General features: G+C 69.6%; 26 protein-coding genes and 3 pseudogenes. 8 read left to right on the top strand and 21 right to left on the bottom strand.

The window, feature by feature from the left end; all coding sequences use genetic code 11:
- Nucleotides 1-18: 18 nt before the first annotated feature.
- Together RF645_RS03860 and RF645_RS03855 are read right to left on the bottom strand one after the other, a co-directional pair.
- The gene (locus RF645_RS03860; protein ID WP_368818631.1) at nucleotides 19-648 is read right to left on the bottom strand and encodes an isochorismatase family protein; all 630 of its coding nucleotides are present in this window, start codon (nucleotides 646-648) and stop codon (nucleotides 19-21) included.
- An 86-nt stretch (nucleotides 649-734) separates the two neighbouring features.
- Nucleotides 735-1,052, bottom strand: a pseudogene (locus tag RF645_RS03855) (hypothetical protein); the annotation flags it as partial.
- A 248-nt stretch (nucleotides 1,053-1,300) separates the two neighbouring features.
- On the opposite strand from RF645_RS03855, the gene RF645_RS03850 reads away from it, so the two are divergent.
- A complete protein-coding gene (locus RF645_RS03850; RefSeq protein ID WP_137801899.1) occupies nucleotides 1,301-1,552 on the top strand; it encodes an LLM class flavin-dependent oxidoreductase in 252 nt (83 codons plus the stop codon).
- 43 nt (nucleotides 1,553-1,595) lie between these two features.
- Here the strand turns inward: RF645_RS03850 and RF645_RS03845 are convergent, their stop codons facing one another.
- Nucleotides 1,596-1,985, bottom strand: a complete 390-nt coding sequence (locus RF645_RS03845) for a heavy metal-responsive transcriptional regulator (RefSeq protein ID WP_006215441.1) — start codon at nucleotides 1,983-1,985, stop codon at nucleotides 1,596-1,598.
- A 105-nt stretch (nucleotides 1,986-2,090) separates the two neighbouring features.
- Between RF645_RS03845 and merA the strand changes: the two genes are divergently transcribed.
- Nucleotides 2,091-3,512 (top strand): mercury(II) reductase, encoded by a 1,422-nt coding sequence (gene merA, locus RF645_RS03840; protein ID WP_006215442.1) that lies wholly within the window; start codon nucleotides 2,091-2,093, stop codon nucleotides 3,510-3,512.
- Between the two features lie 370 nt (nucleotides 3,513-3,882).
- Here merA and RF645_RS03835 read toward each other — a convergent pair whose 3' ends face one another.
- The 7 genes and pseudogenes from RF645_RS03835 to RF645_RS03805 all read right to left on the bottom strand — a co-directional run bounded on the left by RF645_RS03835 (nucleotide 3,883) and on the right by RF645_RS03805 (nucleotide 10,082).
- On the bottom strand, nucleotides 3,883-4,782 hold the full coding sequence (locus tag RF645_RS03835) for a hypothetical protein (RefSeq protein WP_040004151.1): 900 nt from the start codon (nucleotides 4,780-4,782) through the stop codon (nucleotides 3,883-3,885).
- 334 nt (nucleotides 4,783-5,116) lie between these two features.
- Nucleotides 5,117-5,656: pseudogene (locus tag RF645_RS03830) on the bottom strand (relaxase/mobilization nuclease domain-containing protein); the annotation flags it as partial.
- Nucleotides 5,653-6,243 carry a hypothetical protein gene (locus RF645_RS03825; RefSeq protein ID WP_006358982.1) on the bottom strand — a complete coding sequence of 197 codons (591 nt, stop codon included), beginning with the start codon at nucleotides 6,241-6,243 and terminating at the stop codon, nucleotides 5,653-5,655. The pseudogene RF645_RS03830 and the gene RF645_RS03825, both read right to left, overlap by 4 nt.
- On the bottom strand, nucleotides 6,240-7,661 hold the full coding sequence (locus RF645_RS03820; protein WP_040004150.1) for a Rep family protein: 1,422 nt from the start codon (nucleotides 7,659-7,661) through the stop codon (nucleotides 6,240-6,242). Before RF645_RS03820 ends, RF645_RS03825 begins: the two co-directional genes overlap by 4 nt.
- 342 nt (nucleotides 7,662-8,003) lie before the next feature.
- Nucleotides 8,004-8,252 carry a hypothetical protein gene (locus RF645_RS03815; protein WP_006215448.1) on the bottom strand — a complete coding sequence of 83 codons (249 nt, stop codon included), beginning with the start codon at nucleotides 8,250-8,252 and terminating at the stop codon, nucleotides 8,004-8,006.
- The gene (locus RF645_RS03810; RefSeq protein WP_006215449.1) at nucleotides 8,252-8,464 is read right to left on the bottom strand and encodes a hypothetical protein; all 213 of its coding nucleotides are present in this window, start codon (nucleotides 8,462-8,464) and stop codon (nucleotides 8,252-8,254) included. Before RF645_RS03810 ends, RF645_RS03815 begins: the two co-directional genes overlap by 1 nt.
- A gap of 181 nt (nucleotides 8,465-8,645) precedes the next feature.
- Nucleotides 8,646-10,082 carry a recombinase family protein gene (locus tag RF645_RS03805; RefSeq protein ID WP_368818630.1) on the bottom strand — a complete coding sequence of 479 codons (1,437 nt, stop codon included), beginning with the start codon at nucleotides 10,080-10,082 and terminating at the stop codon, nucleotides 8,646-8,648.
- Nucleotides 10,083-10,120: 38 nt separating this feature from the next.
- On the opposite strand from RF645_RS03805, the gene RF645_RS03800 reads away from it, so the two are divergent.
- On the top strand, nucleotides 10,121-10,933 hold the full coding sequence (locus tag RF645_RS03800; RefSeq protein ID WP_368818629.1) for an LLM class flavin-dependent oxidoreductase: 813 nt from the start codon (nucleotides 10,121-10,123) through the stop codon (nucleotides 10,931-10,933).
- A gap of 142 nt (nucleotides 10,934-11,075) precedes the next feature.
- Here the strand turns inward: RF645_RS03800 and RF645_RS03795 are convergent, their stop codons facing one another.
- From RF645_RS03795 to RF645_RS03755, 9 genes are all read right to left on the bottom strand, one after another.
- Nucleotides 11,076-11,654 (bottom strand): methylated-DNA--[protein]-cysteine S-methyltransferase, encoded by a 579-nt coding sequence (locus RF645_RS03795; protein WP_235586766.1) that lies wholly within the window; start codon nucleotides 11,652-11,654, stop codon nucleotides 11,076-11,078.
- A 53-nt stretch (nucleotides 11,655-11,707) separates the two neighbouring features.
- Nucleotides 11,708-12,205, bottom strand: a complete 498-nt coding sequence (locus RF645_RS03790; protein WP_058871371.1) for an RNA polymerase sigma factor — start codon at nucleotides 12,203-12,205, stop codon at nucleotides 11,708-11,710.
- A gap of 281 nt (nucleotides 12,206-12,486) precedes the next feature.
- Entirely contained in the window at nucleotides 12,487-12,792 is a 306-nt protein-coding gene (locus tag RF645_RS03785; RefSeq protein ID WP_058871370.1) for a hypothetical protein, read from the bottom strand.
- 123 nt (nucleotides 12,793-12,915) lie between these two features.
- On the bottom strand, nucleotides 12,916-13,944 hold the full coding sequence (locus RF645_RS03780; protein ID WP_058871369.1) for a hypothetical protein: 1,029 nt from the start codon (nucleotides 13,942-13,944) through the stop codon (nucleotides 12,916-12,918).
- Complete coding sequence (locus tag RF645_RS03775; protein WP_024290992.1) at nucleotides 13,941-14,300, bottom strand: PadR family transcriptional regulator; 360 nt, start codon at nucleotides 14,298-14,300, stop codon at nucleotides 13,941-13,943. Before RF645_RS03775 ends, RF645_RS03780 begins: the two co-directional genes overlap by 4 nt.
- 238 nt (nucleotides 14,301-14,538) lie before the next feature.
- Nucleotides 14,539-15,258 (bottom strand): CorA family divalent cation transporter, encoded by a 720-nt coding sequence (locus RF645_RS03770; RefSeq protein ID WP_058871368.1) that lies wholly within the window; start codon nucleotides 15,256-15,258, stop codon nucleotides 14,539-14,541.
- 49 nt (nucleotides 15,259-15,307) lie between these two features.
- Nucleotides 15,308-15,772, bottom strand: a complete 465-nt coding sequence (locus RF645_RS03765; RefSeq protein WP_058871367.1) for a hypothetical protein — start codon at nucleotides 15,770-15,772, stop codon at nucleotides 15,308-15,310.
- A 5-nt stretch (nucleotides 15,773-15,777) separates the two neighbouring features.
- Entirely contained in the window at nucleotides 15,778-16,017 is a 240-nt protein-coding gene (locus RF645_RS03760) for a PspC domain-containing protein (RefSeq protein ID WP_006215424.1), read from the bottom strand.
- A gap of 85 nt (nucleotides 16,018-16,102) precedes the next feature.
- Nucleotides 16,103-16,312, bottom strand: coding sequence for a hypothetical protein (locus RF645_RS03755; RefSeq protein ID WP_368818628.1), 210 nt, complete (start codon nucleotides 16,310-16,312; stop codon nucleotides 16,103-16,105).
- Between the two features lie 231 nt (nucleotides 16,313-16,543).
- Between RF645_RS03755 and RF645_RS03750 the strand changes: the two genes are divergently transcribed.
- Nucleotides 16,544-17,491 (top strand): alpha/beta fold hydrolase, encoded by a 948-nt coding sequence (locus RF645_RS03750; RefSeq protein ID WP_058871365.1) that lies wholly within the window; start codon nucleotides 16,544-16,546, stop codon nucleotides 17,489-17,491.
- Between the two features lie 96 nt (nucleotides 17,492-17,587).
- On the opposite strand, the gene hchA is transcribed toward RF645_RS03750, so the two are convergent.
- Nucleotides 17,588-18,448, bottom strand: coding sequence for a glyoxalase III HchA (gene hchA, locus RF645_RS03745; protein ID WP_058871364.1), 861 nt, complete (start codon nucleotides 18,446-18,448; stop codon nucleotides 17,588-17,590).
- 188 nt (nucleotides 18,449-18,636) lie between these two features.
- Between hchA and RF645_RS03740 the strand changes: the two genes are divergently transcribed.
- The 3 genes and pseudogenes from RF645_RS03740 (at nucleotide 18,637) to RF645_RS03730 (ending at nucleotide 19,510) form a co-directional block, all read left to right on the top strand.
- Nucleotides 18,637-18,978 carry a HEPN domain-containing protein gene (locus RF645_RS03740; protein WP_058871363.1) on the top strand — a complete coding sequence of 114 codons (342 nt, stop codon included), beginning with the start codon at nucleotides 18,637-18,639 and terminating at the stop codon, nucleotides 18,976-18,978.
- A 1-nt stretch (nucleotide 18,979) separates the two neighbouring features.
- Nucleotides 18,980-19,264, top strand: a pseudogene (locus RF645_RS03735) (VOC family protein); the annotation flags it as partial.
- A 114-nt stretch (nucleotides 19,265-19,378) separates the two neighbouring features.
- Entirely contained in the window at nucleotides 19,379-19,510 is a 132-nt protein-coding gene (locus RF645_RS03730; RefSeq protein ID WP_006215416.1) for a hypothetical protein, read from the top strand.
- Between the two features lie 111 nt (nucleotides 19,511-19,621).
- On the opposite strand, the gene RF645_RS03725 is transcribed toward RF645_RS03730, so the two are convergent.
- Nucleotides 19,622-19,816: a hypothetical protein gene (locus RF645_RS03725; protein WP_201023878.1), complete on the bottom strand. Its 195-nt coding sequence runs from the start codon at nucleotides 19,814-19,816 to the stop codon at nucleotides 19,622-19,624.
- Between the two features lie 82 nt (nucleotides 19,817-19,898).
- On the opposite strand from RF645_RS03725, the gene RF645_RS03720 reads away from it, so the two are divergent.
- Complete coding sequence (locus tag RF645_RS03720) at nucleotides 19,899-21,296, top strand: sugar porter family MFS transporter (RefSeq protein ID WP_161937526.1); 1,398 nt, start codon at nucleotides 19,899-19,901, stop codon at nucleotides 21,294-21,296.
- Nucleotides 21,297-21,321 lie beyond the last annotated feature (25 nt).

Here is a 21,321-nt window from a genome sequence, read left to right as displayed (position 1 = left end):
CATGATGACCTCGGGTCCTCAGCCGTCGGCGCGGCCGTTTGCAGCAGAGGTGACGAGATCGCTCTTGCCCAGAGCCTGGCCGGCCTGAATGGCAGCGATCCATGAGTCAGTGTCAGCGACGGCGGCCCAGTTCGAGTGCAGCAGGGCCATGAGCGTCTCGTGCACCTGCTGGGCGGAGGCGCGGCCGGCGCCGTTGGCGATGTCGATCGCGCCGGTGGCGTCGGAGAGGACCTCGACGGCGAATCCGAGCGGCTCGGCGCCGACGGCCGAGCCGATGACGCAGTTGTTGGTCATGTAGCCGACCAGGGTGACGGTGCCGACGTCCTGCTCGCGCAGCCACTCCGCCAGTCCGGTCTGGGCGAAGACGCTGGAGAACTGCTTGCTGACGCGCTTGGCGGCCCGGTCCTCGAAGGCCGCGATCTCAGGGTGGTTCCCGACGGTGGCCGATCTGGAGGCGAAGATCGGAGCTCCCTCGGGCAGCTCGTGCTGCACGATGACCACGGGGATGTCGGCGCTCTCAGCGGCCTCGATGGTCGACCGGATGCGAGCGAGCGACTGTTCGCGGGGCGGGTGCTGGATCGGCAGAAGGCCATCGAAGTACTCCTGCTGGGCGTCGATGACGATGAGGGCACGGCGAGGTGCGGTCATGACGGGCTCCTGTTCTGAAGATGCGCGCTCGTGTTCCCCGCCATCGTCGCAGACCCACGTCGCGGCCGTCTGCCAGTTCCGACAGATCAGTGCGCGGACCCGAGGTAGAGATCGGCGGCGTTGTCCCAGAACACGGCGGAGACCTGCTCCGGGCTCAGCGACTGCGCTATGCGCTCGAGGTCGTGGACGCGGCGGGCCAGGGTCTCCAGGCCGTCGAGGTCCGCGGAGCCGCCGTGCGCGATGTTGAACCGCACGGCTCGGACGCGGGCGTCGTGCAGTGCCCGGATGTCGTCGTCGGTTGTGTCGCTGGGGATCTGCGTGACCCTCGCGAATGTGGGGCCCAGCGCGGCCAGCGCGTCGATCAGATACCCCTGGTCGAAGGCCTGGAACGATCCGGACACGACTGCGCCGCCGGCGCGGCCTCAGCTGCTCCTCCGTGGCGTGCAGGGGCGCTGATGGGAGTGGCGTGATCCATCGGAGAGCATCCTTGCTCGCCCGCAGGGGCGGAGAGGGCGAAGCGGCAGCGCGGACGTCGATGACGGCAGGGGAGCGCTGAGGCTGCTCACTCATCGTGCGAGTGCCCGAGGGCGCGGTCAAGAGTCGGCTCGAGCACCCCGGGAATACGTGACACGTCCACCAGGTTGACGGGGGCATGAAGGCATTCGGATTCCTCAGCTTCGGTCACTATGGCTCCGGGCGCGGCCCCGGCGATCCCGACGCGCGTCAGGTCCTCCACGACGCCGTCGAGATCGCCGAGGGTGCCGACGAGATGGGCGTCAACGGCGCGTACTTCCGCGTCCACCACTTCGCGCGGCAGGGTGCGGCTCCGGTGCCGCTGCTCAGTGCCATCGCCGCACGCACGCAGCGCATCGAGGTGGGCACCGGCGTCATCGACATGCGCTAGCGCATATCGGGGTTGTAGCGTTGGAGTCATTGGCTACCGTCGTCTACAAGTACCTACACACTTGATCGGTGCTGCACGTTTCAGGGTCCGGGTGCGCGGCGTCCTGTCTGAGGTCCGCGATAGTGTCGCGCAGCACGGAGAGCTGCGCGATCTGCTGCTCGATCTCAGCGAGGCGCACGTCAAGCAGGTCGCGCACGTGCTCGCAGGGCGCATGGCCGCCGTCGCGGATGTCGAGGATCTGGCGGATCTGGGCGAGGGTGAGGCCCGCGGCCTGGCCGCGGTGGACGAAGTCGATCCGGGCGACCGTCTCGGGTGCGTAGTCGCGATAGCCGGACTGCGTGCGCTCGGCCGGCGGAAGCAGCCCCTGCCCCTCGTAGAAGCGGAGCGTCTTCGCCGTGGTGCCCGCGCGTTCGGCGAGTTCTCCGATGCGCATCGCGGCCTCCGATCGTTCGGCAGGAGCAGGCTTGACCTTCCCCTGCACTGGAAGGTCCAGTATGGCTGAGACAGAGCAGAAAGCCAAGGACTGACAGGAGCAGCGATGCCTACCAAGTACGACCTCGCCATCATCGGATCCGGAGGCGGAGCATTCGCCGCCGCCATCCGTGCGACCACGCTCGGCAAGTCGGTGGTGATGATCGAGCGCGGGACGCTCGGCGGCACCTGCGTGAACACCGGCTGCGTGCCGTCGAAGGCCCTCATCGCCGCTGCCGACACCCGTCACGTCGCCGCCGACGCTTCAGGCCGGTTCCCGGGGATCGCGGCGACGGCTGAGACAGTGGACATGCCTGCGCTGATCGCCGGGAAGCAGGCGCTGGTCGAGTCGCTGCGCGGCGAGAAGTACGCCGACGTCGCCGACTCCTACGGCTGGCAGGTCCGCCGCGGCGATGCATCGTTCGCCGGCGGCCCAGACGCCCCGGTACTGGAGATCATCGCCGGCGACGGGACGGTCGAGACCATCGAGGCCGACCACTTCCTGGTCGCGACTGGTTCTCGCCCGTGGGCTCCGCCGATCGACGGCCTGGAGGAGACCGGGTACCTGACCTCGACCACGGCAATGGAACTCGCTGAGGTTCCTGAGTCGTTGCTGGTGCTCGGCGGCGGCTACGTCGCCCTGGAGCAGGCGCAGCTGTTCGCTCGCCTCGGCTCGCAGGTCACGCTGCTGGTGCGGTCCCGGCTCGCCTCGAAGGAGGAGCCGGAGGTGTCCAAGGCGCTTCAGGAGGCGTTCGCCGACGAAGGCATCCGCGTCGTCCGCCGCGTGGTGCCCACCCGGGTCTCCCGCGGCACGGGAGGCGAGGCCGTCGTGACCGCCGACGTGTCCGGCGACTCGCAGGAGTTCCGCGCCGAGCAGGTGCTCGTCGCCCTCGGACGCCGTCCCGTCACCGATGGCCTGAACCTCGATGCGGTCGGGGTGAAGACCGGGGACTCCGGCGAGGTGGTCGTCTCCGACCGGCTGCGGTCCTCGAACCCGCGGATCTGGGCCGCGGGCGACGTGACCGGGCACCCCGAGTTCGTCTACGTCGCCGCCCACCACGGCACCCTCGTCGCCGAGAACGCGTTCGCCGACGCCGATCGTGCCGTCGACTATTCCCGCCTGCCGCGGGTGACGTTCACCGGGCCCGCGATCGGAGCGGTCGGGATGACCGAGAAGGAAGTGCTTGCTGCGGGGATCCGCTGCGATTGCCGCGTCCTGCCGCTGCACCACGTGCCCCGCGCGCTGGTCAACCGCGACACCCGCGGGTTCATCAAGATCGTCGTGAACGCCGACACGAACGAGATCCTCGGCCTGACCGCCGTCGCCAAGGACGCCGGAGAGCTCGCCGCCGCCGGTGTCCACGTGCTCGGCAAGACCGTCGCCGAGATCGCCGACGCCTGGGCTCCCTACCTGACGATGGCCGAGGGCATCCGGATCGCCGCGAAGGCCTTCACCACCGACCCGTCGCTGCTGTCGTGCTGCGCATGACCGGCAGCGCAGGCAATCGGGGAGATCTCATCCTGAAGAGGTGCAGACGACGAGCGCCGATCAGGACCGCGACGAACGGCGCGCCGGTCCCGTCGTCGCTGCAGGGACCGGACTGCTCTTGCTGGCATGCTGCGCGCTTCCGTTGCTGCTCTGTTGCGGCCTGCCGCTCATCGCGGCGGGCGGAGCACTCGCGGGCGTCGGTGGGCTCCTCGGTAACCCCTGGATCATCGGTGCCGGGATCGCCGTCGTGATGGCCGTCACGGCGGGGATGCTCGTCAGGTTAGGGCGGCGGCACCGAGGCCGCAGGACCGGCTGCTGCGAAAATCCTTCGACCGCTGATCGGAACCGGTAGCTCGAGCGGATCCAGCCATCATCGCCACCTCGGCCACTTCGGCACCCCGCGACCCTTCCACGTCTCCACGAGACCGGCGGCCGAGCGGACGGACGCGAAGAGCCCGTAGCCGGCCCCGGCGAGACCCACGGAGACCACGAGCCAGCGCCCGATGCCGAGCCAGATGCGCCCGTCCACGTCGAGCGCCCACTGAGCGCCCGTGATGAGACCGGCGATGCCCATCCAGAGCCCGGCGACGACCACGACCACCGGCAGCAGGGCGAGGCACATCGCAGCGGCGGCCGACCAGAGCTGACGCGCTTCGAGCTTCGCCGTCGCCGCCATCATCCGCTCGGCGCGCTCGTTCGAGGCGTCGAGGTTCGCGGTCATCGTGGCCGAGGCCTCCCCGGCGACCTGCTCGACGGCCTTCTCGACCCGCTCCTCAGTACGCTTCTCGATCCGCTGCACCGCGCCGCCGACCTGGCTCACAAGCTTCTGGTTCGTTGTGGCCTGCACCTTCAGACCCTCAATCGCCGAGGCCGTAGCCGCGCGATTCTTCTGCGCCTCCGCGACCAAGGTTCGCGACGCGGCGTTCAAGCTCTCGCCGTTGAGACTCTGCGCGAACTCGCCGAGCGTGCTCGCGATCTCGTTCTGCCTGCTCTCGATACTCGCGATCCTCGCGGACACGTCGCTGGAGGGCGAGGAGGTCGACGCCGGGGTCGTGATCCGCTCCAGCCGCCTCGTCGTCTCCTCGTCCATGACCTTCACGAACCCCGCGAGCTTCTTCTGCTGCTCGGTCAGCGTGGCAATCCTCGTATTCTGCGCCTCGACGGCGGCGAGGATCGAGGTCAACAGCTCCATCGTCTCCGGACTGCCGAGCGGCTGCGGCGACTGCACGGGCCCGTTCTGCTGCTTCAGCCTGTCGAGCGCTGCGCTCATGTTCCTGCTCCTTCTGCTGCTGGTGGTAGTCGAAGAACGCCTGCGCGCCCTCCGGGGTGAAGTCCGCCGAGAGCGCGCTCGCGCGTTTGCGGCGATCGGCGCGGCCGGACTCGCCGCGGCGGTCCTCGATGTAGAGCGTCCAGGTCTCCTGCCCGGCGCGCTTGCCCTTCTTGCTGACGGGGCTGTGCAGCCGCATCCTCGGCACACGTTCCCCGGCGTCGTCGAGCTGCTGGTTCTGCTCCTCGATCACCGCTTCGAGACCGGCCTTGTCCACCACGCGGGGGTCGGCCAGTGCGGCGCTCATCCGGTCACCCATCTCGCGGTCGAGCCCGCCCTCCGCGAAGTCCTCGCGGCGCAGCTCCCAGTCCTTCGGCGCGTGCTCCAGCCGCTTCACGACCGAGAGCCCGTGCTCTCGCATCAGCTCGTCGTTCGCCGACTGCACGCCCCGCTGGTTCCCGGCCTTGCGATCGTGGAACGTCCGGTAGTCCGAGAGCGCCTTTCCGGTCCGGTTGCTGTGATTGATGACCAAGATGTGGTTATGCGGCTTTCTGCCCCGGCCATCCACGTGACTGACCACGAGGCAGTCCGAGTCGGGGTGCATCCTCTTCGCGAGCTGATAGCCGAGATCGTTCACCCGCTGCACGTGCTCCGGGTTCTTCGGGTCGAACTCCTCGTCGCTGAAAGACTGCCGGTAATGCAGCGCCTCGACCTCGCGCGTGGTGTTCTGCGTGAGCGCCCGTGCGCGCGCCGAGAATGCGCCAGGGCCTCCCGGCACTTCGCACGTGATCGCGACGCCCCGCTCGTCCTCCTTCCCGCGGATATAGCGCTCGGTGTCGGCGGCGCTGGTGCTCGGGCTGTAGTGGGTGGTGCTCATGCGGCCGTCCGATCCCCGAGCAAGGCGCGGACCTCGCGCAGCAGCTCGATCAGCTCGGGCACCTCCGACGACAGCGCCACCGCCTCACCGGCGCGCGCGCGGCGATCCAAGTCGTTGACGTTGATCGCCAGCGGGCGCACCTGGGCAGCCAGCTCACGAGCGTCCGCCGACGCCTGCACACGCGCCTCGACCCCGAGCAGGTGCGCCGCCACGGCGGCGTCCAACTCCTCCGAGCGGGAGGCGTGGAGGGCATCGCGTACGACGGTCCGTACCCACGTGCTCGGAGCCAGCCCGAGCCGCTTCGCACGAGTGCGAAGCGCCGCGAGCGTCTCCTCCCCGAAGTCGGTATCGAGCTTCGCGCGGCCCCCACGACGACGCTTCGCGCCGCCGTGACTCTGACGCACAGCCTCCGCATCAGCCCGACCGGTGTTCACCTGGGAGTCGGTCTGCTGCTCCACCTGTACGCCAGAGTGGCAAGCAGTAGGCCTGTCGGACACATCGCTGACGCTCGTGTCCTCCAGCCCTGCTTGCGAGGGGCCTCCGGCCCCCTCGACCCCCTGGAAGAGCGAATGCTGATCGGTGCTCATGCGGCACCTTCGATCAGCGCCAGCGGCACGTCCGGACTTCGCACCGCGAGCCCGCTGAGCAGCTCCGCGACCGCACCGTCCGCGTCGTGTTCCGCCGAGGTCTCCGGACCGTACGTCAGTTCCCGCGACCCGGCGTTCTGGTGGTACGCGTTGCCGTACATGCCGGGCGTGTGCGCGGCGGTCGGGATGCTGCACTGGTGCCACTCGTAGGGCTCGATCTTCCCGATGTGCTGCACGAGGTAGCGGTTGATGTCGTCGGCGCGGTAGACCTTCACGACCGACGCCAGGCGGCGGATGAACTGGTCCAGCGCCTCGTCCACGTTGCCCTTCTGGCGGGCGTAGTAGAAGAACTCGACCGGCTCGATCGTCGCCGTAATCACGATGAGGCGCGGAGCCACCTCGCCCTTGTTCTTGTACCGAGCCTTCGCAGGCGAGGCGTTATACGGATCGAGCAGCAGCAGCCAATCGTTCGCGTCCATCGCCGAGGCCCGCAGATCGTCCAGCAGCAGCACCTCCTCGCCCCGCCAGTCATCCAATGGGTTCCCCGTCGCGGCACGGTAGACCTGCCACCGCTCGCCATGTGCATTGGCCGCGCTAATCGCCTCGGTGATGAAATCCGTTGCGAACCGAGTCTTGCCGATCCCGGCATCCCCGTGGACGAACACCACGTGCGTCGAGAAGGCACCGGCGCGCAGCTTCGCGGCCGCCCGGTACGCGCGGCGCTGGCCGTAGGCCGACAGCGCGTCGTCGATCTCCCGCTGATGCCGCGAGTAGATGTCGAACAGTTCGTCCGTGAGCATGATCTGATCCCGCGTGATTTCGCCCTGCAGCACCCGCTCCCGCATGTCCTCGAAGTTCTCCGCGACGACCTTCTTCTTCACGTGGGCGCGCCCCTTGAGCCAGGTCTCCCGGCGCTGGGCGTCGATCCCGAGGTAGTCCGGCCCGCGCACCGTGGCGACCTCCGACGGCGCGTACTGATGCTTGTCCGCATACTTCACGTGAGTCAGGTACGACAGCATGTTGTCGAAGGCGTACCGACCGCGGCCCGGCTTCTCGACGTACTGGGGCTCGACGCCGATGCCGAACGCGAGCCGATCCAGCGGCGCGCTCTTCGCACGGCTGGCGAACTTGATGACCGCGTGCAGGTGATCGGGCTTCGGCTCGACCACCAGAGCCTTCTCCGTGTCGCTCCAGACCTCGCGCTCATCCTTGTCGTGCACGATTCCGTAGGCCTCGATGACCTCGCAGCCGATGGCCTCGAGCCGCTGCGCGACGTAGGCGAGGATCGCCCCGGCTCCCTGCTCGAGCAGCGCGGCCCCGTTCGGGTCCTCGGCAGCCCAGGTCCAGTACGACGGATCGAGGTACTGCGTGAGCCCGATGCTCGTCGGGTTGTTCTCCTGCTTAGCCACGGCGACCACCCCCGTCGCAGGCGGCGTGGAGGGCCGCAGAGGGGGTGCGGCGCCTAAATGACCCCGTATTGACCCCCAAATGAGACCTCAAATGAACCCGCGAGGCGACGCGACGCAGCGAAGACGGAATCGGCTTCTGACCAGGCGCGTTGTTGCAAGGCGCGGCAATCGACAAGCCCTTGCCGCGCCCGTAGGAACGAATGAGGCCCCCGAAACTCTTGGAGTGCGAAGCACGGCTGCGGACCGTCATCACGGCGATGGGCAGCCCGCCTTCGGCGGGTGCCAGGCCAGGCCCTCCGGGCGGGGTCAGGTCGGCGGGTGCGGTGCTGAGGTTGCGTGCGTCGGCGTGCATCAGCGACCACCGCCCCGGCCGTAGCGCTTGATGACAGCCTGATGCGTGACGCCGAGGGCGTCGCCGATCCTGGCCCAGGTCACCCCGTCGGCGCGGGCGTCGGCGACGGCGATCTCGACGGCCTCCTCCAGCACGGAGCGGAGCACGCCGAGGTCGTAGAGCTGGGCCTCGCCATCGGCGAGGGACGGGTCGCCCTGTCGCCAGCGGAAGCTGGTCAGGTGATCGAAGGCGGCGGAGTTCGCGCTCATCAGCGACCACCGCCCATCACGGCGGCGACGGCGGCGCGCTGTCGCGGCGTCAGCGGAGTGAGTGCCAGGCGCTCACCGGCTCGGCGACCGGCGGCGCGGGCGGCGGCAATGACGGGATCGAGCCCATCAGCATGCGGAACGGGAGACGAGTCCTGATCGAGAGCAGGGCAGTCAAGCGCGGATGCGCGGGGAACGTCGATAACGACAGACATCGGAAGTCCTCAGATATGAGTATCTTCCGGTTCCCCGCCACGGTAGTTGGGCTGTTTGACCGGCTACTCATCCGGGAGCAGAACCCCGCGCTTCTAAGTCGCGGCCCCGGTGGGATCTTCTTGTCTGCAACCACTCTCCCACGAGTCGACTCACCATTGCAATGACGAGTTGACTCATGAGTCAGTCGCGACGCGGCTCTATGCGAATGAGGTCGGGATCGAACTTCACGTGACCGGGCGCGATGGGCTCGATGGTCACAGTCACCAGCTCGTCCACGAGCATCCGGCGGCGGTCTATGTCCAACGCCTTCCACTTCGACTCGACAACCTCGCGACGCTCCGCGGTGCCGACCGCCTCCTCCACGTCTGCCAGCAGCTTCGCCGCCACGGATACCGAGCGGTCGAGCAGCTCCGCGTCGATCTCGTCGATGCGGACCTTCACGTCGTTGATCGCCGCGGTGATCTCCAGGACCGGCTGATGGATGTCGCGCAGCAGCGGGCTCAGCTCCTTTACGCGCTCGACCAGGGCGTTCCGCTCGGTCAGCAGCTCCTCGCGGTCCGGCCCGTCGTGCTCCTGCGGCATCACGAGGTCGTGCACGTCCACCGACGACAGGCGGGTGAGCACTGCCTCGGTGACCATCGCATCGACGGGCTCGCGTTGGCGGGTGAGGTGGAACTGCTCGCCGCAGCGATACGTCGGCTGCTTGCGGCTGTTCGTCCCCGAGACGAGCGTCGCACCGCACTTCCCGCACAGCCCGATCGTCGACAGGAGGTATTTCGGCTGGTTGCCCTGCCTGGCCGACCTCCGCACGTTGTCCTCCAGCTTCGCCACCGCGGTCCGCCACGTCTGCTCGCTGACGATGGGCGGGAACGCCTCGCCCTGCACCGGGTACAGCTCGCCGGATGCGTAGTGCTTGATGTAGCCACAGTAAAGCGGGTTCGCGAGCAGGTAGCGCACGGCATCGACGGAGAATTCCGAGCCGCGGGCGGTGAGGTGACCAGCGCTGTTCAGGTCCTCGCGGATGCGCCGGATCGACAGCGACGGCTCGCCGAGGAACGCGTCGAAGGCCCGCCGAACCGCGTCGGCCTCTTCCTCGATCAGCTCACCCTCCCTCGACCATCCGAACGCCTTCCAGGCGGACGTGGGGATGCCCTCGGCACGTCGGCGCTCGTTCGACCTGATCTGTCGCTCGGCCTTGCGACGCGCCTCGAACCGGGCGAGAGCGGCGAGCATCGTCGCCCGGAACTCGCCGTCCGCCGTCGAGAGATCGATCTCGCCGTCCACGGTGACGACGCGCAGACCGAGGTCGATCAGCGTGTTCAGGTCCTTCGTGCTGCGCAGGAGCCGGTCCATGTCCACGGCGACCACCATCGAGAACCGGCCCGCGCGGGCGTCGTCCAGCATCTCGGCCCACCGGGTGCCAGCGCGGCGCTTCTTCGTCGCCGACACCGCGTTGTCCTCGTAGACCTCGACGACGTTCCAGTCCTTGGCCTCGGCCAGCGCCCTGATCTTCCTCAGCTGCGTATCGACCGTCCAGCGGTCGCCCTTGCGGTCCATGGAGGCGCGGACGTACGCGGCCACCTCGTTCGTCTTCCTCAGCGCTACCAGTTCGACCATGCAACCAAGCTTACGTGAACGGGCGTTGCAACCACGATATGCGGTACGAGAACCCCCTCTATCTGGCCGAGGAGCTGGGGGCGCTGGATCTGCTCAGCGATCAGCGCCTGGCCATCGGCATCAGCCGCGGATCGCCCGAGCCGGCGCTGCGCGGCTGGGAGGCCTTCGGCTACACCGGTTCCACCGACCCGCGCGGTGCAGATATCGCCCGCCCCAAGTTCGATCAGCTGATGGCGGCCGTGCGAGGGGAGACGATGGTCGACGCCGATCCCGCCCAGCACGGACGGGGCATGCGGCTGCGCGTCGAGCCGCATTCGCCGGGTCTGGACGAGCGGATCTGGTGGGGCGCCGGCAGCCGTGAGACGGCCGAGTGGGCCGGGCGCGAGGGCGTGAACCTCATGAGCTCGACCCTGCTCACCGAGGCCACCGGCGCCGCATTCGCCGATCTGCAGGCCGAGCAGCTGCAGCAGTACCGGGAGGCGTGGAAGGCCGCAGGCCACAGCCGGACTCCGCGCACGAGCGTGAGCCGCAGCATCTTCCCGATCGTCACCGCCGAGGACCAGGCGCTGTACGGGCAGCTGCAGCGCGAGGGCCAGGACCAGATCGGCATCATCGACGGCTTCCGCAGCACCTTCGGCAAGTCCTACGTCGGCGAGCCGGACCGGCTGGTCGAGCAGCTCAAGGCCGACGCCGCCGTCATGGAATCGGACACCCTGATGCTCACGATCCCCGCCCACATGGGTCCGGAGCTGAACCTGAACCTGCTGGGCAGCTTCGCCGAGCACGTGGCTCCGGAGCTCGGCTGGGAGCCGAACGCCCAGGGCCCGGTCACCGGGTACCCGATCGGCTGATCGGTCCCCGGCCGCACCCGTCGTCGACGCCGCCGATGCTCGAGGCCCTGGCCAGGGCGAATGACGTGCCGGATGAGAGCCTCATCGAGCTCTACAGACCGGCTGTGTCGGAGGGGGCTGAGAAGTTCCCGGTCGTCGGCGCTCAGGCCGCCTTCTCCAATGAGAGCAGCGCAGTCTTGGCTTCCAGGCCGCCGATGTATCCGCCCAGGCCGCCGTCGCTGCGCAGCACGCGGTGGCAGGGCAGCACGACCGGCAGCGGGTTGGTCGCGCACGCCGTGCCGACGGCACGCACCGCCCGGGGGCTGCCGACGAGCTCGGCGATCTCCTTGTAGGACCGGGTGCGCCCGTAGTCGATGCCCAGCAGGCTGGTCTGGACGCTGCGGCGGAACCCCGAGGACAGGGCGAAGTCCAGCGGCACGTCGAAGCTGTGCCGGCGGCCCGCGAAGTACTCGTCGAGCTCCACCGCCGCAGCATCCAGGCGGTGCGGCGCCTCCAGCACCCGCGGACTGATCCGCTGCGCGAGCGACTCCAGCACTGCGTCGAAGCCCTCGCGCTCGAAGGCCACACGCACCAGCCCCGTCTCGGTCGCTGCCAGCAGCAGCGGACCCACGGGGGTCTCCAGGGTGCGATAGGCGACGTCGACCAGCCCCCGCTCGCCGGCCTGCGCCGACAGGCGCGATCGCAGATCCGCCACCGCAGAGGACTCGATCGGGAACAGCATGTCCCGCTCGGTCGCGAGGTCGTCGCCGGGGCAGGGCGTCGGGGTCTTCTCGGTCATCGGGAGGCTCCTCTCGTGGGGTGGTCCGCGCCCATGCCGTGACGCAGGTTCTTGAGGCCGTCGGAGACCGCTCGGCGCACCGCTTCTGCGCTCCCGCCGATGATCCGTGCGGTCTCAGCATGAGGAAGGCCGCCGAGGTGGTGATAGGCGATCGCCAGGCGCTGCCGCTGCGGCAGTGCGGCCACGGCCGTCCACACCTCGCGCCCGTCGTCGCCGGGCAGCTCCTGTGAGGCGCCTCGCTCGGGGAGCGCGTCGGTGGGGATCGCCTGCCGCCCGCGGACCCGGGTGATATCGATCGCCTTGCGGTGGGCCACGCGCACCAGCCAGGCCTCCACGTTCGTGTCCTGGGGCAGCTCGGGCCATGCCTGCAGCGCGGCCAGGAACGTCTCGGACCAGGCGTCGTCGGAGTCGGGGCCGGGCCCGAGCACGGCCCGGCAGACCCGCAGCACGGTCTCGCCGTGCCGCTGGACTGCTTGATCGAAGGGCTGATTCATCGTCATCGCCCTGAAGACGCGCGGGATGGGTGAGATGTGAGGTCCGGAGCGAGAAGATTCTGCGAACGCCCGTGCGCGGTCAGAGCCATGTGCCCCCGGTGGGGCGCCACTGCTCGATCACGCGCTCGGCATCCAGCGGGTCTGGCCTGTCGAGGTGGGAGAAGCGCACAGCGAAGATCGTCATGAAGGCAGTCAAGCAGATCTGCTGTGGTCCCCATCGGGACTCTGCGCGGCCTCGCGAGGCGGCCGAGCCAGCAGCTATGGAGACGAGGAGCGTCACCTCAGGCCAGGTCGGTCCCCGTGAGCTGGACCGCCTCGTCCCACAGCCGCCGCGCCAGCTGCGGATCGGCGGCCTCGGGGGAGCGAGCCAGCAGGGTCGGGGCGCCGCGCAGCGCCTTGAGCGCCCAGCCGGGGTGGGCCAGCATCAGGGGGATCCCGCGCGGGGCGAGCCGGCGGTTGAGCTCCAGGCCCCACAGCATGTCCGCGAGCTTGGAGCGCCCGTAGGCCCGGAAGGGGCGCCAGCCGTGGGTCTTCGTCATGCGCTCGGACTGATCGGGCAGGTCCAGAGGAGCCAGACGATCCTTCATGGGCTCAGTATGGCGGTGATCCAGTGCCCACCGGGCCTGTGCCGACTCTGCTCGCCACAGCATCGCGATCCAACGGAGAATCTCGTCATAACGGGTCTGATCATCGGCGCCGGCGGGAAGGAATCAGCTCAGCTTGCGCGCCCTGCGCCACTCCAGCGCGGCGATGACCACGACCAGCAGCAGCCACAGCACAGTCCACGGCCGCAGCTGCCCGTCGATCAGGCTGAGCACGCCGGTGAGCAGCGCGAGCCCGGCCACGCCGGTCATCAGCCAGGCCCGGCGTCGAGCCGCCACTGCCCGATTCGGCGCGAACCGCTGCGCGTAGGCCTCCGCCGCCCCGAACTCCTCGGCAGGCGAGGTGCCGGCCTCCTGGGCATGGGATCGCGCCTCGGTCAGGATCTCCTTCACCCGCGAATCCGTGAGGTCCCCGCGGCTGCGCAGTGCAGCGCCCAGGGCGTCGTACCAGGAGGCGTCGTCGTGAGGCGCTGCGGTCCTGGCGGGCCGCGCGGGCCAGGCCAGTGCGGTGGCCCAGGCGAGCAGCGCATAGGCGACGACCGCGCCCAGGAAGCCCAGCATGGCCGTGCCGGAAAGCGTCACGGGATTGCCGAGCGCGAAGACGCCCACGCTCAGCGCTATGCCGGGAAGCGCTGCGGCCACCGCGGCCAGGACTCCGGCGGTGTGCGATCGAGCCGCCGTCACCGCGGTGTGGACGGCTGCGATCGTCCGCGACGTCAGCGCCAGAGCAAGCGGTGCCAGCAGGAAGGACAGCTTCAGGGGGTCGGCCCAGGACCAGGTGATCAGCTCGTAGAGCAGGAACAGGCCGGCGTAGAAGCTCGCGATGATCAGCGTCTCGACCGCGAAGTTGCGCGGGCTGGTCGTCGGCGGCGCCTTCAGGGCCATGCCCTGCTCGCGCCAGGCCGCCTCCTGCCCCCGCGCCCAGGTCAGCGGGTCGCCGAAGAGCTCCTGCGCAGGCTCCTGTGCCGCGGCCACCTGCTCGGCGACCTCGTCGAGGGCCTCGACGATGCGATGCTCCAGCACCTCCTCCATCAGCAGCCGACCACCTGCGGTCAGCGCCCAGTCCTGATCCTCCTCAGCACCGCGGGCGGTGCCCACTCTGTCGACGGCGGCCTGGAAATCGCTCTGCGCGGTCATCGTGCGTCCTCCTGAGAGTGAGCTGCGGGAGAAGAGGGCTCGAGCGCTGCGACCAGGCGATGCCAGTCGTCGCGCTCCCGGGACAGGCGCTCTCGTCCGACGTCGGTGAGGCGGTAGGTGCGCCGCCCGGGGCCGCTGTCGCCCTGGGACCACGACGCCGCTATGGCGCCCTGCTGCTCGAGGCTGTTCAGCAGCGGATAGAGCGAGCCGCCCTTGGGGCGGCCGAGCCCGCGTTCGGCGAGCCGTTCGGCGATCGCATATCCATGCAGCGGCTCCTCGGCCAGCACCGCTAGCAGGGCGGTGCCCATGGCGGCGCGCACCCAGGGGGTCGGCCACAGTGGATCGGCGTCTGTCATGTATCTAAGTATGAAGCGTACCTAGTGCGCTGTCGAGCCCTCGCGGAGTCGAGTCAGGAGCTGCCCAGATCAGGGTCTCGGGCCGACGAGCGCTCAGCTCCTGCAGGCGCTGGAGGGGGCATAGTGCGGGCGCTCATCGTGAGGACAGGAACTGTCCTCACGATGAGCGCGGCAGATGTTCTCCTGCTCCGGGTGCTCGAGGTCGTTCCCGTCGAACTGCCCTGGGGCAGAAGCCGACTCAGGTCCGTCGGTTCAGCGGGCGCGGCCCGAACACGGTGAGCACCGTCAGGACGGCAGGGGCAAGGAGCCCGAGCAGCAGGAAAGAGGCCAGTGAGTCCAGACGGTCGAGCATCCACTGGAAGTTCATGCCGAAGAAGCCGGTGGCCAGGGTCAGCGGCAGGAAGATCGTGGCCACCACGGTGAGGCGCTCCGAGACCACGGTCGCCTGCTCGTCCAGGACGTCGCCGACCATCGCGTAGAGGCGCGTGGCGGTGGACTGGTTCGCCCTGAAGGTGGCTGCGGCCTGATTCAGGCGGCTGCGATGCTGCTGCTCGAGCATATCCGAGAGCTCGTCGTGGGCGATGAGCATATTGCGGTGCGCGGCTTGCGTCTGGCCGAGGCGGAACAACTCGGCGCGCAGTCGGCCCAGCTCCCGTCGTCGTGGTGTGGAGGCGAACCCCAGCGTCTCGTCCCCGAGCTGCTGGCTGTCCTCGTCGATCCTCTCCAGGGCGTCCTCGGCCTGCTGGGCGACCGCGGCCACCAGTCCGGCGCGGCCGTGCTCCGGCGAGGCCTCCACGGCGGGGCGCACGACGGCGAGGTCCTCCGGGTGGCCCACCAGCAGCGAGACGTCATCGTTCGAGACGATCTGGACGGGGCGATGCTCGCGCTGGTCCTGGAGCACCATCAGCAGATGACGTGCAAGGACGACTCCTCCTGCGGTGATGGGATCGAACTGCATCGTCCCCCGATCTCGCTGCCATCCCGGTCCCAAGGACCGGGCTGACGGGTCAGTCGGCGCGAGTCGCCTGAGGCCGCCGCACCGCCAGCCGGAGTAGTCCCGCCAGCGCCAGGGCGGCGATGCCAGCACCCCACAGGGCGGCACCGGCCGCGGGCTCCGCCACGACCATGCCGCCGGTGGGTCGGCCCTGTGCGTCCATGCCGTCCCAGAGCGCAAACGGCGCGGTGTCGATCATGTGCCAGAGGACGACGCCCCACACCGCCGCGACGATCAGCGCCGCAAGGGCCCACCGGCGCGAGCGGCCGATCCAGGCACTGAGCGCGCACAGGATCACGGCCGCACCGAGCGCGGCGAACAGCGGCCAGTCCGCCTTCAGCCCGCTCTCGGTGCCGCCCAGGGCGGTCTGGACCATGGAGATGCCGTCCTTGTCCCGTGAATCGAGGACGGGCGTGGTGAGGCTCAGGACCCACAGTGCGGCGCTGAGCAGCGATAGCACTCGCGAGGCCAGGACCACGGTCGTCAGCCTCGAAGGGCCCGCTCAAGCGGGATGCTGCCGTCCTGCCAAGGGGTCAGCACCCACACGAGCGCGTAGGCGCCCACGCCCAGCACAGGCAGCAGGAACGAGGCGAGCAGCAGCGCGCGGACCACCCACACGTTGATCCCGAGCCGCGCGGCGATCGCGCCGCCGATGCCTCCGGCGAGCCGCTGCGGTCCGCGTCGGAAGCCGAGGCCGCGCACTGAATCGAAGATCGTGTTCATGGAGCCAACGCTACTCGGCGCGTGGCGACGTACGGCATGCGTCAGCGGCCCGAGCTCGCCAGGGGCTGATCCGGTCTGGCGAGCCTCAGCCCTGGGGCCGTCCAGGGAGGTGCGCCTGCTCGCCGTCGTGATCGAAGACCGTGAGGATCTCCGCCGGCCCGCGGTGGGCTTCGAGCGCGTGCAGGGTCATGGTGGAGAACTCCGCGGCCTGTCCCGGGGAGACGCCCTTCGGGCGGCAGATCCCCACGAACCCGCAGGGGATGACACCGATCCCGGGGATCTGGAGCGCAGGCAACGCCAAGCCAGCCCATGACCATGGTGGTCTCGGCCGCCGCAGCCGGAGTCATGGCAGGCGCGGGGGTCCACGGCGAGCTGGCCATGACCGATCTGGCCCGTGCGGTGGACGGCAGCAGCGCCCGGCAGTGAGCTGCGGGGCGGCTGCATTCCACCGGAGCTGTCAGGTCGCGCCGAATTATGCTGAGGCTCCCAGCGCCGACCGGCGGCGCATCCAGCACAGGGGACCCCCATGGCACTGCAGGAGATCGAGTTCGCGTCGGCCAATGGCCGCGACACCATCCAGGCGTGGCTGCACACGCCGATCGCCGAGCCCAAGGCGATCGTGCAGATCGTCCACGGCCTCGGCGAGCACTCGCGGCGCTACCTCCACCTCATCAGCGCGCTGCTGGACGAGGGGTTCGCGGTTGCGGCGGGCGATCACAGCGGGCATGGTCGCACGGCCATGCGGTCCGGGATCTGGGCAGATGCCGGCGACGACGCCGCCCGTGTGGTCGTCGACGACGAGCTGGCGCTGCTGGCCAGGGTGCGCCAGGAGCTGCCCGGGGTCCCGGTGGTCGTGTTCGGGCACAGCTGGGGCTCGATGATCGCCCGCGTCCTGGCCGCGCAGCCGGATGTCGAGCTGGCCGGATTGGCCTTGGGCGGCATCGCAGCGCAGATGCGCGGCATCGAGTCGACGATCGACCGGGACATGCTCGCCCGCCTGTCCGCCGGAGAGGGCCGTGCCGAGCCGGCGCCGGATCTTCTGGTGGGACAGCTCTTCGACGGCTTCCTGGCCCGGTTCGGCCAGGACGCGGGCCCCACGGCCTGGGTGGCCCTGGACGCCGACGTGGTGGCCGACCACGGCCGCGACCCCTTCAACAACTTCGGGGCGCCCTTGAGCGCACGGTTCCTCAAGGGGTTCGTGGACCTCTACGACCAGGCGAACGACGACTCCTTCTACGCCGCTCTGCCCGTGGATCTGCCGGTGCTGATCCTGGCGGGGGAGCAGGATCCTGTCGCCAACTTCGGCGAAGGCGCGTTCCACGTGGCCAATCGACTGCGGGACAGCGGCCATGACGACGTCCGCACCCGCGTCTTCCCCGAGGTCCGCCACGAGGTGCACAACGAGCCGCTGACTCGCGCCGAGGCCGAAGAGGAGATCCTCGGCTTCATCGCCCGAGTCACCGCGCGGAGCTGAAGAGCCGGGGGCTTCATGGCCGAGCCCGCTCCGGAAGAGGCTCCGGGGCGGGCTCGGTGCAGGAGCTGCGATGGTGTGCCGACTCCAGGGGACGACTCAGTCGCCGAAAGACTCCAGCAGCGCGAGCGCGGACTCCTTGCCGAGCTGGTTCGCGGCCAGAGGGCTGTCGCCGGTCAGCAGATTGCCGTCGCGGGTGGTCGCTCCGGACATGTCGTCGTTGACGATCTCGAAACCGGCGGCGGTGAGCTGCTCGCCCAGGTTCCACGGCATCTGCCCGGGGAGGTAGCCGATCTCGATGTTCGCCCCCAGGTCCAGGGAATCTGGGAACGCGGTGATGCGGCGACCGGCCAAGGGGTTCTTCTCGCGGTCGATGCCGGCGGCCAGCAGGGCGGCGGGGCCGTGGCACAGGGTGATGATGAGCCGGTCCTGCTCCAGGAAGAAGTCCAGTGCCGACCGCAGCTCGCGGCTGTCGGGCAGGCCCGTCATGGCACCGTGGCCGCCGGGGATGAAGATCGCGGCGTAGTCGTCGAGCCCGTCGGCGATGACGTCGGCGAGCGCGCGCGGGGTCTTGAAGGACTCCTGGGCGGCCTCCCAGGTGCTGGCCACAGCCTGGTCCTGCGACGGGTAGGCCCACCACTCCAACTTGCCGGGCCCGCCCGTGAGCGTGGCGACGTCGATGCCGTAGCCGGCCTGGGCCATGTGGTGCAGCGGCAGCAGAGTCTCGACGGGGTGATTGCCGGTGGAGAAGAACGTCCCGTTGCGCATGCGCATGTAGCGCTCGTGGGCGGCGATCACCAGGACCTTCCAGCGGCCGCCGCGGTACTGCTCCTCGGTGGCCAGTCCGTCGAAGTCCGTGGTGGGAGCGGTGTACTGGGAAAGTGAGTACGGAGACGGGAAGAAGGCCCCGTCCTCCGCTGGGTCCTGCGTGGGCGTGCGGTCCTGCGTGGTCTCGGTCATCGGATTCCCTTCACGAGATTTCGTCGGTGCAGTGTATCTCGGCGCACGCTACAGGCCTGCTCTGACGTCGCAGCGAGATCTCGAGCGCACCCGTGACCATTCCCCTAAGTGGGAGGCGGATGAGCCCTCTCCCCTCGTCGAGACCATCCGCCAGCGTCCGGTCGTCGACGTGATGACAGGCGAGATCCATGACTGAACGGCCGGCCGAGATCGAGCAGATGCTGCAGGCGCGCAGGCTCGAGCGGGTGAGCGCCAACCCCGACCACGTGCGCAAGGCGCTGGCAGCCGTGCTGGCTCACCACGGTCTGCGTGTTCGGCCGGTGGGCGGGGCGCACGTGAACACCGGCGCGGCCGCCGCTGCGTATGTGTCCGACGATTCCGTGGCGGAGTTCGACTGGATGCGACAGGTCCGCAACAGCACCGAGTACCCCGATATCTCTGGGGCGCTCGCCACGAAGCAGGACGTCCAGGAGGCCATCGAGGCTGCCTCGGCGATCGTGGCGGCATGCCCAGCCGCTGTGGATGTGTGAGCGGATCGCCGTGCTGTCCACTCCCGACGGACGCGGCGTCCTGGAGCTGTTCGAGTACATCCACCCGCCTGCCAGCCCCATGCCACCGACCCAGCCGAACGACCTGGGCATGCACCGGGTCGCCTTCCAGGTCGACGATCTCGACGCCGCCCCGGAGAAGGCGGCCGCCCACGGCTGCCACCCGCTGCGCGGAGTCGCGGACTACCAGGGCGTCTACCGCCTGACGTACCTGCGAGGGCCCAGCGGCATCGTGGTGATGCTCGCCCAGGACATGCGCGGCGACTGAGGGTCTCCCGCCCGTCGGACGGGGTCCGTAGGCTGAGCCGGACCACGCGGTCCGCTACCACGGCACCTGCCGCTGACTCCGCGCCGGACCGACGACGCGCAGGAGGAAAACACCATGCTGAACTGGCTGTTCAAGGCACGACGGATGCGCGGCGACGCCCGCGCGGCCCAGCGCGGCCCCGAGGCCCTCGGCAAGCGGATGGGCCGCCGCGGCGCCCACCGGCTGCTGAGCCGGCTGCTGCGCTGAGCCCCGCGCCATGCGGGCCGCCTGATCACAGGCTGGTCTCCACCAGCGTCCTACTGTCCTTGTGCCGGCGCAGACGGCTTCCCGCCACCATGCGATTGATCGACGAGCGGCTCACGATGCCCACGGGGCGCGGTTCCTCGCCGTGCCGGAGGCGCTGAGCGCGCCGTGGACGCCGGCGGCCAGCGAGGTCCCGACGCAGCCCGCGATCTGGAAGCTCGTGGAGACGACCGTGACGCCGTGCTCACGGTCTCCGCCGACGCCCTCCACCGGGCCGCCGCAGGACTGCGCGGCTGAGATCCGGCTCACCTCGGGCGCGCGGGGGATCCGGAGCGTGGATACGGTGAAGGACAGCACCCTTCCTTCCCCTCCCCTGTCAGCGAGGTTCCCCGTGCCTTCTTCTGCGCCCGCCCAGGCGAGGCCCGCCGCCCGTCATCAGACCGTTTTCATCGCCGTGCTCGCGGTCGGCGCGGTGATCGGCGGCTTCCTGTTCGGCTTCGACATGTCGACCATGAACTCGGCGATCAACGGCATCGCGCCGTCGCTGGAGCTCAGCTCGTTCCAGACGGGGCTGATCACCTCGATCGCGATGATCGGGGCGGCTGCGGGTGCCTGGTTCTCGGGCGATGTCTCCGAGCGGATAGGGCGCACCCCGGTCATGACCCTGGCCGGCACCCTGATGCTCGTGGGCTCGGTTCTCACGCAGCTCGCCGACGGCTTCTGGCTGATCCTCGTCTTCCGCATCTGCACAGGCCTGGGCATCGGCGCCGCCAGCGCAGTGGTCCCGGCCTATGTCAGCGAGGTCTCCCCGCCGCGCATCCGCGGCACCATGGGCACTTTCTGGCAGATGGCGATCGTGCTCGGTCAGTTCCTGGGCCTGGTCTCCGGGTACCTGTTCGCCCGGGCCGCAGGCTCCGAATCGGCCCAGCTGTGGGGCATGGAGGCCTGGCGCTGGATGTTCGCCGTCGTCGCCGTCATGGCGCTGTCCTACGTGCTGATCTCGCTGCGCCTGCCGCAGTCCCCGCCCGATGCCGTGCGCCTGGGCGATCACGACTCGGCCCGCGCCTTCATCGAGCGCGCCGGCGGCGAGGACGCCGAGGGCCGCTTCGAGCGCATCCGCGAGAAGCTCGCGGACCGATCCGAGAGCCCGTCGCTGAAGGATCTGCGCGGCAGCCGGCTGGGGCTCCAGGGCATCGTGTGGGCCGGGATCCTGCTGGCCGCCTTCCAGCAGCTCGTGGGCATCAACGTCGTGAAGATGTACTCCAACACCATCTGGCAGTCGGTGGGCGTGCCCGTCGACGCCTCCTTCCAGGTCAGTATGCTCACCGCCGGGCTGAGCATCGCGGCCACGGTCGTGGCGATCCTGATCATGGACCGCGTCCCACGCCGGAGCATGCTGATCGTCGGCGGCGCGTTCATGGTCGCCTCCATGGCCGCGATGGCCATCGCCTTCGCCCAGGGCGGCGGCGCCGAGGGCGCTCTGCCTCGCGGGGCTGCGCTCACCGCCCTGATCGGCATGAACGGCTTCGCGATCTCCTTCGGCATCACCTGGGGGCCGGTCATGTGGCTCATGCTCGGCGAGCTGTTCGACTCGGACCTCCGCACCATCGCCGTGGCCGTGTGCACCGCCGTGAACTGGCTGATGAACTGGCTGATCACGCTGACCTTCCCCGTCCTGGCGGGCATCGGCCTGGATCTGGCCTACGGTCTGTACACGGCCTTCGCGCTGCTGAGCGTGTGCTTCGTGTGGAAGGCCCTGCCCGAGACCAAGGGCAGGGCGATGGCCTGAGGCCGCTGGCGCAGGGCGCCGAGGA

The sequence above is a fragment of the Kocuria sp. CPCC 205260 genome, assembly GCF_040981045.1.
Lineage (GTDB): Bacteria > Actinomycetota > Actinomycetes > Actinomycetales > Micrococcaceae > Kocuria > Kocuria palustris.
The sequence above is the reverse complement of the archived record's forward strand: the minus strand, read 5'-3'. Positions and strand labels throughout refer to the sequence as shown.